At 56.8% G+C, this 12763-nt stretch carries 8 protein-coding genes and 1 pseudogene; 4 read left to right on the top strand and 5 right to left on the bottom strand.

Translation table 11 applies throughout. The features are described 5' to 3' along the window. On the bottom strand, nt 1–653 hold a 653-nt coding region (locus tag IB277_RS37105; protein ID WP_305853048.1), incomplete at its 3' end, for a calcium-binding protein. Between the two features lie 1868 nt (nt 654–2521). Here IB277_RS37105 and IB277_RS37100 point away from each other — a divergent pair. The 3 genes and pseudogenes from IB277_RS37100 to IB277_RS37090 all read left to right on the top strand — a co-directional run. Beyond that, nucleotides 2522–4282: a type I secretion system permease/ATPase gene (locus IB277_RS37100; protein WP_192373318.1), complete on the top strand. Its 1761-nt coding sequence runs from the start codon at nt 2522–2524 to the stop codon at nt 4280–4282. Beyond that, on the top strand, nt 4279–5595 hold the full coding sequence (locus tag IB277_RS37095; protein WP_192373316.1) for an HlyD family type I secretion periplasmic adaptor subunit: 1317 nt from the start codon (nt 4279–4281) through the stop codon (nt 5593–5595). Before IB277_RS37100 ends, IB277_RS37095 begins: the two co-directional genes overlap by 4 nt. Further along, nucleotides 5576–6967: pseudogene (locus IB277_RS37090) on the top strand (IS66 family transposase); the annotation flags it as partial. The gene IB277_RS37095 and the pseudogene IB277_RS37090, both read left to right, overlap by 20 nt. A 291-nt stretch (nt 6968–7258) precedes the next feature. Here the strand turns inward: IB277_RS37090 and IB277_RS37085 are convergent. The 4 genes from IB277_RS37085 to IB277_RS37070 form a co-directional block, all read right to left on the bottom strand. After that, on the bottom strand, nt 7259–8170 hold the full coding sequence (locus IB277_RS37085; protein WP_246812915.1) for a tyrosine-type recombinase/integrase: 912 nt from the start codon (nt 8168–8170) through the stop codon (nt 7259–7261). 115 nt (nt 8171–8285) lie between these two features. Next, nucleotides 8286–9125, bottom strand: coding sequence for a tyrosine-type recombinase/integrase (locus IB277_RS37080; protein ID WP_192373314.1), 840 nt, complete (start codon nt 9123–9125; stop codon nt 8286–8288). Beyond that, a complete protein-coding gene (locus tag IB277_RS37075) occupies nt 9125–10102 on the bottom strand; it encodes a site-specific integrase (protein WP_192373313.1) in 978 nt (325 codons plus the stop codon). Before IB277_RS37075 ends, IB277_RS37080 begins: the two co-directional genes overlap by 1 nt. Nucleotides 10103–10109: 7 nt before the next feature. Then, the gene (locus IB277_RS37070) at nt 10110–11141 is read right to left on the bottom strand and encodes a capsular polysaccharide biosynthesis protein (protein WP_192373320.1); all 1032 of its coding nucleotides are present in this window, start codon (nt 11139–11141) and stop codon (nt 10110–10112) included. A 174-nt stretch (nt 11142–11315) separates the two neighbouring features. Between IB277_RS37070 and IB277_RS37065 the strand changes: the two genes are divergently transcribed. Further along, the gene (locus IB277_RS37065; RefSeq protein WP_192373311.1) at nt 11316–12341 is read left to right on the top strand and encodes a capsular polysaccharide biosynthesis protein; all 1026 of its coding nucleotides are present in this window, start codon (nt 11316–11318) and stop codon (nt 12339–12341) included. Nucleotides 12342–12763 lie beyond the last annotated feature (422 nt).

Genomic DNA, 12763 nt, shown 5'->3' with positions numbered 1-12763 from the left:
CCAGCTCCGCCTTCGATTAGGTCGTCACCATCGTAGCCGAAAACTTCGTTATAGTTACCGTTTGCTGTCAGCTTGTCATTGTAAAGTGAGCCCTGAACGTCCTCGATCGATCGATAGGTATCCCCGGCGGCGTATCCTCCCGATCCAATCCCGGTCAACAGGTTAATGTTTACAGCTGCATCTGAATTGATGTAGCTCACCCAATCCTGACCGCGACCGCCATCAAGAGAATCGCTACTCGCAGCAGCATAGATACGATCATCGCCTTCCTCACCAAAAACGGTCTTGGTCTCGCCAATCACCCCCTGCAAGTAGAAATAGTCGTCGCCAGTCCCGCCATTTAATGTGTCGTTACCGCTTTCGGAGTAAAGGTAGTCGTCGCCTTCCTCGCCATAGAGAAAGTCATCACCCGCCTCACCATGAAGTTCATCAGCGCCGTCACCGCCGAAAAGGTAATCGTTTCCCACGCCTCCGGCGAGGAAGTCGTTGCCAGCCGCACCATATAAATTGTCAGTTCCATCGCCGCCGAAAAGGAGATCTCTTAGATCGCCTCCTTGAAGATAGTCATCTCCGGCCAGGCCACTTATGTTATTTCTTTCATTTGCGACGCCAAAGAGATTGTCGTTTCCCGCTGTTCCATTGATTATTGCCATAGCGTCCACCTGATGTGATTTGAGTTTCCATCCCAATATCCGCGCGCAATTTCATTCAAGAAACAACGGCGTGTGGTTCAAATTTGTAACAACATTTTGTTCAATTTCGGTAGTTCACGGCAAGTGGATTCTATCGCAGCCAGAGCGCGACGAATATTAACCCATTCTAGTTACAGGCGAACAAACGTTTTTGCCGTGAATTCCGAGGTTCGCAAGAGCGCCAACCATATCATTGGGCGTACGGCCATCCATCAGTCTTCAAACAAGGAGATACTGCAGCGCGTCGAGGGTGGGCAGTGGCGCAGGTCCATGTTGTCTGAGTGTAGCCCAGATCCAACCCGTTTGAGCCATCCGCCTGCCACCGTCTGCGAACGCACACCGACAAACGACCCCGGAGGTGCAGTTTCGGCGCCTTCTGGGGAGCCAGTGGCTCTGTCGTTGCGGTCAAGCCGTTGTTTCCGATTTCAACGCTGGTGGGAAGGCGCGCGGCAATAGTCGGCAATGCGCGGGATCATTGGCGTGCGAACGGCCTTACTGGCTCGAAAACCTACGCCCTACAGTTTCTCGGTTCTGTCCTCCAGCATTGCGGTGCAAGTGGACAAATGGTCAACGTTGGCGGAGGTGCGAACGTTACGCTGCGATGGCATTCGTGGAAACGGATTGCTGGGCACCTGTACACGGCTCATTCGTCACGCCGATAACGTAAAGTCCGGTCGAAAGGACACAATGCGATCCGGATGTGGTCGAACGCGTTATGGCAGACGACATCGACAAGAAACCGGTGGATTCCGCCATCCCATGTCAGTATGTCGGCGACATCTCTCAGGTAATCCGGGGGCCCGCCTTTCGTCGGTCCCCTCGAAAGGTAAGATGGTCCAGTGTGAAGTTGAAGGTGGCCTTCGTGGAGTTGATATCGGTCAGCACGTCTACTCGTTTATCTTTGACGGCACCTGCATGGTAGTTCCGAGCGTCGGCTGCACGGCGACGTTCCGCATCAGAAGCGACGCTAGGAATGTGGATATTTAGCAGGACAAACTGTTCGACGAGCGACCTTCGCCGGCCATTTGTATGAAATAGGGGCGAACATACTCCGACGAAATTAGTCGAACTTGCGGTCCTGTGCCGCAAACAAGCGCCCCAGATGATCGGCGCCACAGCACTTTCATCGCGATTAGACACGTCGGGAGCTTACGCCGCGTAATCAATCAGCGTCTGCCGACGCATCGTCCGACGAGCGATGCCGCGCCGGTTGCGTCGGCACCAACTACACTGCAATTCTATTCAGATCAATTCCAATGGTCACGATAGATATCGGCTCGTTCTTTTCCTTTGACGCCAGCATCATATTCGATCCGGGAGACGGGGCGGGCCACTCCACTCCATAAACAGATGTTGCGTTCCTGAAGACCGTCTGCGAGACTTTGCGTGTCGTCCGGTCGAATATCGTTGCCCGTGCCACAGGTTCACCTTCCACACCTAGAGGACGCCTGCCACTCCCGGATCATAGTTCATCGCGACCGTTCCCAGTGCGGTAGAAAGATAGTTTTACTAAACGTCGCGTCTCGATATTGCGCCTTGATAACACCTATCTAATCCCATCACTTTTCTATAGAGGTCTTTTACATCCTCACAAAACTTGCACAACACTTCATTAGCGCAAATGATGGGACTGAATTTCGTGAAAGAAGCACAATGCTAATCGATTAGGAAAATGGAATAAATATTTTCGTGCATACCGTTTTCCTCTAAGTCATTGAAGCGTTTCTTGAACGCTTAGAGATGGTGAGACATAGCTCGACCTGTGATTTCATGGCGAATCGGGCAAAAGGCCGCCTTCAGCCATACGCGACTATGGGAGACATCATTCAGTGCCTGAATTCGCGGCAGCATCGAACAACAGAAAAACCACCCCCCTGATTGCTTTGCGCGACTGCCGGGGGGCCTTCATCGCCGTGGGTACCGCGAGCGCACTCGTCAACATCCTCTATCTCACCGGCTCATTCTTTATGCTCGAGGTATATGACCGGGTCCTACCGAGCCGAAGCATCCCCTCATTGATCGCACTTAGTCTTCTCGCCTTGTTATTGTACAGCTTTCAGGGAGCCTTTGAGCTCGCCCGGGGCCGGATGTTGGTCCGCATTGCCGGCGTCCTTGATGAAACGTTGGGCACACGCATCTATCGTGCCATTGTCAAGGCACCGTTAAAACTCCGAATCCATGGCGACGGTCTTCAGGCGCTTCGCGATTTCGATCAGGTCCGATCTTTCCTTTCAGGCCCCGGCCCGGCTGCGCTTTTCGACCTCCCGTGGCTACCATTCTATATTCTCATCTGCTTCCTGTTTCACCCCATCATCGGCCTTGTCGCGATCGGCGGCGGATTCATATTAATCCTTCTCACCTACCTCACCAATCGCAGCACTCAGGCGCCTGCGGAAAAGGCATCCGAGGCTGTGGGGTTTCGCAACGTTTTCGCTCAATCGTCGCAGAGCAATGCCGAGGTGGTGCAGGCAATGGGAATGGTTGAGCCGCTGGCAGCACTCTGGGAGCAACGCAACGCGGTCTTCCGCGATGAGAGCCGGCGGGCCGCCGATATTGGCAACGGATATGCGGCGCTGTCGAAAATCTTCCGTATGGCCCTGCAGTCGGGTGTGCTAGCCGCGGGCGCCGTACTAGTCATTGAAGAGCAGGCGACGCCCGGAATCATCATTGCCGGCTCCATCCTGACGGCCCGGGCGCTTGCTCCGGTGGAACTTGCGATCACCAATTGGCGCAGCCTCGTCGCCGCGCGACAAAGTTGGGCGCGACTGACGGGATTACTCAAAGCGCTGCCCGAAGACGAGACATCCATGGTTCTGCCTGGCCCCCATAAATATCTTAGTGTCGAGAATTTGTCGAGCGGTCCACCAGCCACGCAACGGATTGTTGTCACAGATACGACCTTCACCATCCGCGCAGGCAGCGCCTTAGCGGTCATCGGGCCTAGTGCATCGGGCAAATCCTCACTGGCCCGGGCCATACTGGGCCTATGGCCCGCCCATCGAGGCTCGGTCCGCCTCGACGGAGCGGCCCTGAACCAATGGGACAGCGAGGCGCTCGGCAAGCATGTGGGCTATCTCCCACAGAATTTGGGCCTCTTCGCCGGAACTGTCGCACAGAACATTTGTCGGTTCGCTGCCGACGCCACTTCCGAGGCAATAGTTGCGGCGGCTAAAGCGGCCGCCGTCAACGACCTGATCCTTAGGTTGCCGAACGGGTATGACACGGAAATCGGTGAAGCCGGCATGTTGCTTTCAGCCGGCCAACGCCAGCGCGTGGCGCTCGCGAGAGCGCTGTTCGGCGATCCCTTCCTCGTTGTTCTTGATGAGCCGAATTCAAATCTCGATGCGGAGGGTGAGTACGCATTGGGCGAAGCGATAATGAAGGTGCGTGCTCGGGGCGGTATTGTTGTCGTAATTGCCCATCGCCCGAGCGCGCTGTCGAGCGTAGACTTAATACTCATGATGAATGAGGGCCGCATGCAGGTTTTCGGTGCGAAGGACGAAGTCCTAGCGAAGGTGCTCCGCCCGCAGCAGCTTACGCCGCCGTCGTCATTTAAAATCGTTGCAGACGGCCACGAGGCGAAGCAATGAGCAGGATCACGCGGCACTCAACTAGCTTGCATCGTTCGCTGTCGCACCACACGGTGGGCGTCTTCGCACTTGCGATTGCCCTCGTCGCCGGCGTCGGCGGATGGGCCACGACGACTGACCTATCAAGTGCGATCATCGCCACGGGCGTCGTCGTGGTCGACGATAGCGTCAAGAAGATCCAACACCTGACCGGCGGTATTGTCGGCGAACTGCTTGTCAAAGAGGGCGATAGTGTCGAGGCTGGTCAAGTGCTGATCCGCCTTGACGGCACGACCGTCCGGGCCAATCTCGCGATTGTAGAAAACACCCTGGCGCAGCTCTATGCCCGCCGTGCCCGTCTTCAGGCCGAACAGGTCGGCTTGCCATCCTTCGATATTGACGAAGACCTTGCCAAATTCATCTCAAGTCGAGCCGCAGCGAGGCTTGCGGAAGGTGAGAAGAGACTTTTCGCGAGCCGCCGCGCCGCGCTAACCAGCATGAAAGGACAGCTCACGTCTAGAAAGGCGCAACTCGCCGACGAAATCGAAGGACTCACCGTTCAATTGAAGGCGATCGAGGACGCGTTGAAGTTAATTTCAGAGGAATTAAATGGCGTCGATTCTCTCTACGGTCAAGGCTTGGTACCATTCCAACGAGTCACCATTTTGAAACGACAACGCACGGAACTTGAGGGCGAGCGCGGAAAGCAGATCGCCGCGAGAGCCCAGGCGCACGGACGGTCGAGCGAGTTCGACCTACAGGCTTTGCAGCTTGATGAAGACAGGCGTACCGAAGTCTCCAAGGAGTTGACGGACGTTGAAGCGAAAGTTGCTGAGTATGAAGAACGCCGGACTGCCTCGGCCGACCAATTGCGTCGGCTTGACATCACTGCTCCACTCCCCGGCCGGGTCTATCAGCTCGCCGTTCACACCATTGGTGGCGTCGTCAATCCTGGGGAAACGCTAATGCTTGTCGTGCCGAATGCTGAGAACCTCACCGTCGAAGCGAGGGTGGCTCCCCACGACATCGACCAGATTCGCGTCGGGCAAACTGTTGAAGTGCGTTTCACCGCCTTCAACCAGCGCACCACACCCGAGGTCGAGGGAGAGGTCACAACGGTCGCTCCTGATCTCGTCACCGACCAGCGAACCGGAGCTAGCTTCTATCCGCTCAGAATACGGCCAAAGGCGGACAGCCTAGCCAAGCTGAGGGGATTTTCCCTCTATCCCGGGATGCCTGCCGAAGCTTTCATCAAGATCGCCAGCCGCAGTGTCATGTCTTATCTAACCAAGCCATTCACTGACCAAATGCAACATGCTTTTCGCGAGGAATGAGGCCTCCAAACAGTCGTCAAGAGTGTCCGCAAGAGCCTTGCAGCACGACCCATCGCGCCGACGCCGGCACTCCGGCGCTGGCCTCCACATCTTTTCGAAGCATATCTGGATGGGAGCCCAGCAAATAGCTCTATCAGCCATAAACTTGTCAAAGAAGTGCAGTATCATCGATTTGGGTTCAATGGGTCTGCCCCTAGCCCCTATTTATTTAACAGATCTCGTAAAGCGGGGCCGCAGACCTCTGCCGGAAAACTTGCCGCGTGAGCGTGTCGAATATGACCTTCCCGACGATCAGAAGGCTTGCCCATGCTGCGATAGTCAAATGCATCGCATGGGCGAGGCCGTTATCGAGCAGCTCCATATTGAGATCAAGGCAAAGGTCCTGCAGAATGTGCGGTTCAAGAACGCTTGCCGCCATTGCGATCGCACCGGGATCAACACGCCCGTCGTGATCGCACCGGTGCCGAGGCAACCCCTGCCGGGCAGCATCGCGACGGCCTCGACACTGGCCTTCGCGCTCGTCCATAAGTACGTCGATGGTACACCGCTCTACCGCGTGGCGCAGACATTCGAGCGGGCCGGCGTTCCGATCAGCCGCGGGGCTCTCGCTCATTGGGTTATCGGTTTGAGCGAGAGGCATCTGCACCGCATCTATGACGCTCTAAAACTGCGGCTTCAATGGCAGCCTCTCATTCATGGCGATGAGACGACGGTTCAGGTCCTCAAGGAAAAGGACAAGGAGGCCACCAGCACATCGTATATGTGGGCTTATCGGAGCGGTGAGGACAGTGACGAGCCGACCGTGCTTCTCGACTATCAGCCTGGCCGCGGCCAGGTCCACCCGCAGACCTTCCTTGGTGACTACCGCGGCATATTGGTGAGCGATGGCTCCACCCCGTGGCGCACATTGTATGGCGCAACCCATGTCGGATGCATGGCTCATTCCCGGCGGCGCTTCGTTGAGGCCCTCAAAGCCAGAAAGAAACGGCCCGCCGGAGCAAGCCCTCCGGTTCTTCGAGCAGCTCTACCGGATCGAAAGGCAGGCGCGAGACGAAAAGCCCGACGTCGGTGAAACGCAGGCCGACTGCATTCACCGTTTCCGGCAACAGCACAGCTTGCCTGTCCTGACCGCCCTGAGGGCGTGGCTCGACGACATCGGGCCGAAGGTCGTGCCGGATACAAAGCTCGGCGACGCAGTGTCCTACACTTTGAACCAATGGACTACCTGACACGCTACACCAGCGACGGCAGGATTCCGATCGATAACAACATTCTGGAACGCAGGAAGGCATGGCTCTTTGCCGGCTCCGACCGTGGTGCTGATCGCGCCGCCTTCATGGCAACGCTGATCATGACAGCATTATGCCGCGCGCGGCATAATGCTGTCTGCAGCATCGTCGCGATGGTTGCCCAGGTCCGTCCCCCCGCCGTCGCTACCGGCGAAGACGGAGTTCTTCCTCTTATGCAAAGGTTTGCATAACAGGAATTATGCGAAGCTCCGGATTATGTGCAGGTATCGTAGCGGAAACAGCACGGCGGCCGTGTCCGCCACGATGATCTCAACATAATCAGAGCGACCGTAGAAAGGTTATTAGCTCGTCGGAGGCTCGGAAACGTCCAGCAGAGGCGCCGGCGGGCTGCAGCTTCATCAACGCCTTCTCTTTCATCGTGAGGTCCGCTTCAACGTACATGTGCGTCGTCGCGGTGTCCTGTGGCCGAGCCAGAGGGCGATGACGGTGATATCCACGCCGGACTGCAGCAGATGCATTGCCGTCGTGTGGCGGATAACGTGTGGTGTTACTGCCCGACCGATGAGCGCCGGGTGCTTGCACGCCGCCACCTCGACCGCAAGCTGTAGCCGCTGGGTCACGTTCGAGCGTGTCATCCGGTCACCGCTGCGGTTCGGAAGCAGCATCGCATCGGCCCGGGGCTCACCGAGCCGCCGGCGCCAACTACGAAGCAGTGCGGCCGTTGTTCGCCACAACGGCACTGATCGGTCCTTACGGCCTTTGCCATGTAAATGGACAGCCGGCTGTCCTTCGAGCACGACATCGCCCCAGCGCACTGCAATCATCTCTGAAACGCGCGCGCCTGTATTGTACAGGGTGCTGAACATGGCCCGATCTCTTTCGCCAGCCCAAGTTTTGGCGTCCGGGGCCTCGATGATGGTGCGGATCCCGTCTCTCGACAGAAAGCCAACCATCGGCCGCTCAAATCGCTTTTGGGGGATTGCGAGCGCCCGTTCGATGGTAGCCAGAGCGCCGATATCGTGATGTCCAGCGTATTTTAGGAAAGTCCGTATGGCCGCGAGGCGCGCATTGCGACTTCGCACACTGTTGCTACGTTCCTTCTCGAGATGATCAAGAAACGCCAGGAGCAGCGGCGCATCAAGTTCCAGCAGCGTGAGCGCGCTTGGCGTTCGGTGTAATCGCTGTGCTGCGAAGCCCAGGAGCAGCCTCAACGTGTCGGGATAGGCGGCAACCGTCTCGCGGCTGACGGCGCGATGTTGGCCAAGCTGCTCAAGGAAGAATCGTTGGACGAGGGGGGAAAGGGACGGCGTTTTATGATCAGACATGGCCATCTTCCCCGAGAGCGAAGCCTTCGAAGCGTGATCCGGCGATAGCCATCAGATCGGGGATGGCGGTCATGTACCAATAGGTATCCGATACCTTGGCGTGGCCGACGTAGGTCTAGAGCGCGGCGATGGCGTTATCGATGTCGCATCCTTCGGCCTGCCAGCGCTCCAACCGCCGGCAAATAAAGGTGTGCCTCAGATCATGAATACGAACATGCGAATGGGAGCCGCGCGGTATGATACCGACCGCCGCGCGCAGTCGTTGAAAGACGCCGTGGACGGTGCGCTTTTTGAGGTTTTGCCCACCAGCGACGGTGAAGAAGGCCTGCTCCGCCTCTTGCCTCACGAAGCGTCCTCGGATCTGTAGATATGACTCAAGTGCCTCGGTGACCGACCGATGGAATGGTACATGCCGAGACTTTTGGAACTTGGTCATGCGCACCGTTGCGCAGCGAGCTTCGATGTCGACATCGCAGCAGCGCAGGTTGATCGCCTCCGAAATGCGCAGGCCGGTTGCGGCGATGAATCCGATCAGTGTCTCGAACACGACCGATTGCAGTTCGCCTTTTGCTTGGAGAGCTCGGGCGGCGGCCAGCAGACCGAGAATCTCGTCGTCGGTATAGATGTGAGGCGTCAACCGCCGCCGTGACTTGCCGAATATCGGTGTCGCCGGAAACTCCGTCGCTGGATCCAGGCGCGTCATGTAGGCCGCAAACGGCTTCACGATTGCCAGTCGTCCAGCCCAGGTGAAGGGTTGGTTGATGCCCGATCTGTCCTTTGCCCAGTTGATGATGAGGTCACTGGTTAGCCTGCGACAGTCCTGCTCGTCAGCGAAAACGGCAAAGGAACTCAGCAGCTGTGCATTTGGGCCGCTGACGCTGAAGCCGAGCATGGAGCGCTCGAGCAGGTAGGCGGCGACATATTCCTTCATTGTCATTGTCATCTTCGTCGTCATCACGCCCTCCCTGGCCATGGCAGAGCGACAGCCGACAACCGGTCGAAATCAATCTTGGTGTAGATCTTTGAAGTGTCGAGGATGCGATGGCGTAGGATATCGGCGATGTGCTTCATCGGTGTGCCCTCGCGCAACAGTCGGCTCGCTACGCTATGGCGCAAAACATGCGGTTCGCTGCGATCCCAACCGCACCGCCGAAACGCGGCGATGATTGCTCGCTGGGCTACTCCTGCCTGGACCGGCCGATCATAGGGTGCGACATGGCGGACGAAGACCGCGCGGCTTACCGTCTCGGGCCGTTCGTGTCTCACGTAGTCGGCGATTGCTTCACCCGTTGCCCTGGGTAGCGGCAGACAGTCTGTGAAATGCGTCTTGGAGCGCGCGATCGTGATCGTTCCGTTCTGCCAATCGATATCCTCGATGCGCAGCTTGACCACTTCCGCACAGCGAAGGCCAAGGTCTGTGACACATCTCAGCATGGCATAGGCCCGCCGACCAGATGGCAGACCCGCATCGAACGATCCCAGAAGCGCATCGATCTGGGCTGGTGACAATGTCTCGGGCAGTGACGCCAGACGCCAGTGCGCTGCGCGTGGGATAGCTTGCAGAAGCTTGGCGACCTCGTCACCGCACATCTGGCGGTACCCCAGATAACAGCCTATCGAACTGCCAGCGACGCGCACCGCCCCGGCGCCCCAATCGCGACCTTCACCCAGGACGAACCGCCTCAAGGCTACGGGATCGATCTTCGTGACGTCGATATCGTCCGCGCCGAACGTTTGAGCGAGGAATCTGCCGACAATCAACCCGCGTTGCCGCCGTGTGGTCTCCGCTAAGCCTGCGACGTCACGCATGTAGGCATCGAACCTGGCCAGATCTCTGCTGAGTGCGTCTTGTTCGTCGGTTGGCCGAATGGCTCCCTCGGCCTCCAGCAGCCTGAGCAGGTGACGAATGGCGGTCCGTAGTTCATGCCGCATCCGACGATCAAGCGCGGGGCTGTTCGGTCCGCATTCTGGCTAGGACCTCCAAAGCGCGCTCGATCTGTATCGGTTCCTTCGTGATCGGATCGAGATATTTGGCGTAAAGAATATAGGCGGCCGCAAAGAGCTCGTTGATAGAGAGCTTTCGGTTCCGGCGGGGATTTGGTTGACGATCATCCGTCAGTCCCCATCCGGAATAGAAGGGACAGCCGATCGTCGTCACTTGGATCCCGCGCAGCAGCGCCTCGAAACCCGAGAGCGAGGTGATAGTATATACATGATCGACCGTATCAAGCGCGTCTGCAAGGCTGATATCCTGTTTAAGCAACAGCGCGATATCCCGTACCAGTTTCGGGTCCGAAGCCGCCTTTGCAGTGCCCTTCAGCACCTCGGGGTGCGGCTTGTAGATGATCTGGGCAGAAGGATTCTCGGACGCGGCAAGTCGTACGAGGTCGTTGTTGGTGACCTTCTGCGCACACCCGAAGGCGATCGATGCGTCGCGCTCCACTTGGCCAATGACTAATACGCGCTTTCGCGTTTTCTCGCCATATACAGAGGCTACGTTTACACATTGACCGGAATTGTATTTGCTTAGCCGGCTGGCAATGAGTTTCTCCCGAACGTTGCTTGCCCTCCGCATCAGGGCGGTGTCGCCGTCAAAATCGTAAGTGTTGAGAATGTCTTCGAGATCAGTGCGCCCTAGCGAATTGAAATACATGTCCTGCGTATCGAAGGCGAGAGAAAGGGGCGGTACCCGCAAAGCTCCGAGCTGCACAGAGCGGAGGAATCCATCTTCGACATAGTGGAAGGGAATATCATTCAAGGCGCAGAAGCTTTTAAGCTGCACCGGTCCCTTGTATTGCCATGCCAACACCTTGGTGCGCGGATCGCGGAGGAGGCGCCACTTCCAGTACAATTCGAACTCAAGAGGCCAGGCTTTCACGCAGCCGAAGACCACATCGTCGTCGGGGAACCAGTCGCACATGTGTGTCTTCCAGCGGCTGAACCCAAATAGGAAGAGAGGAGGCTTGCGCACTGCGGTTGGGCGTCGTAGAGAGAGTGTAGGCATTTTTTATCGTCCCAGATGAGTTGCCCTGGTGGGGCAACAGAACTGTCTTATAGCGTTTTAGAACTCAACAACAACCTGGCAGATCGCATTGTCATATGGGGCTTCATCAGCCGAAACTCTGTCGATAATTCGGAGTGGTGTATGGCGCGCATAGCCACTTTCTTCGGTTTTGAGCCGTGGAAAGATTACATGCCGAGATGGTTCCCGGGCAGGAAATGTCGGGTAGTTAGTCGCAACCCCGACGTGATGTTGAAGCGTGGCTGGCCTTTTCGTCTGCTTTTGTCCCCTAGACAGGAGGTATTTGTCTGGGGATTCAAGCATCCGCCGTTTCTCAAGACGTTCTGCAGGCTGTTCGGCATCCCTTTTTACTACGTTGAGGACGGTTTTGTCCGTTCAGTATCACTTGGCGCCCATAAAGCTGCACCCGCATCGCTGATTATTGATCGCCGAACAGTACACTACGACGCACAGAACCCTTCGGAACTTGAGGAGACGCTACAGAATTTTGATTTCGCGGCCAACAAAGAATTAATGGAACGGGCAAGTCGGTGTATTCAACTTTTGCTTGATCTTCGTGTAAGCAAATACAATCTTGGAAAGCATATAGATTTAAGTGCGATTCTTGGGGCGAAGACGAGGAGGCGAATTCTCGTAATAGGGCAAGTTGAATCAGATGAGTCTATTGCTTTTGGTTGCGAGCGACCTGTGACCAACAACGATCTTGTTCGGCTTGCTGCGTTCGAAAATCCAGGTTCTGAGATCATTTACAAACCACACCCGGAGGTCTTGCACGGCACCCGAACTAATGTTTCGGACCCGGCAGAGGTATCGGACCTTTGTGTCATTCTAGGCGAGGACGTGGCACCGGCTGACGCTCTCGATACTGTGGATCACGTCTATACGATCACCTCACTGATGGGCTTTGAAGCACTTCTTCGCGGTATACCAGTAAGCTGCGTCGGGTTGCCGTTTTATGCCGGTTGGGGCGTTACTGATGATCGCCAGAAATGTTTACGCCGCAGCCGCCGCCTGTCAGTTTTGGAAATTTTTGCGGCGGCCTATCTTCTGCATTCACGTTACTTCGATCCGGAAACGGGTGAGCCAAGCGACTTGGAGTCTGTGATTTCTGTCCTAGCGGCTATTTTGACGGCGAGGAACAGAGCTTAACCCTGTAATACGGCTTCTCGCTAACCCGCCCCGTCGCCTCGCACGACCAGCGACACGATCAGCCTTCGGCGCCATCTGCCCGAAGCTTGGTAAAGCGGCTATACTGGTCGTTCCATGGTGCGATACCTCCGCCATGACCCAGCATTGGCCTAAATTGCCCGTCATTTCGCCGACGATGCGCACGAAGTCCGCATCGTGGATAAGGCTGGTTGGTATATGTCCAAAACCTTCGTCGTACCCGAAAAGATCACCATCCTGCCGCTGCCCTAAATTTGCCCGAACTCAACCCGGCCGATGCGCGGCGGCAATCAAGGTGAGATTCAGCGTCAATCAGGATGAGACTCGGCGGCGGGGGTGTGACGAAGGGAGGGCGTAGCCCGACCGGAGTTACACTCCCGCCGCGGCGCAATTTTTAGGCGTCT

Origin of the sequence: Ensifer sp. ENS07 (genome assembly GCF_014852185.1) — a bacterium.
GTDB classification, from domain to species: domain Bacteria; phylum Pseudomonadota; class Alphaproteobacteria; order Rhizobiales; family Rhizobiaceae; genus Ensifer; species Ensifer adhaerens.
This window is presented reverse-complemented; position numbering and strand designations above follow the sequence as displayed.

Bases quoted from the DNA above. Each gene is read 5' to 3' on its own strand.
- IB277_RS37065 (WP_192373311.1), top strand. From the start codon at position 11,316: ATGGCGCGCATAGCCACTTTCTTCGGTTTTGAGCCGTGGAAAGATTAC.
- IB277_RS37085 (WP_246812915.1), bottom strand. From the start codon at position 8,170: ATGTCTGATCATAAAACGCCGTCCCTTTCCCCCCTCGTCCAACGATTC.
- IB277_RS37080 (WP_192373314.1), bottom strand. From the start codon at position 9,125: ATGACGACGAAGATGACAATGACAATGAAGGAATATGTCGCCGCCTAC.
- IB277_RS37075 (WP_192373313.1), bottom strand. From the start codon at position 10,102: ATGCGGCATGAACTACGGACCGCCATTCGTCACCTGCTCAGGCTGCTG.
- IB277_RS37095 (WP_192373316.1), top strand. From the start codon at position 4,279: ATGAGCAGGATCACGCGGCACTCAACTAGCTTGCATCGTTCGCTGTCG.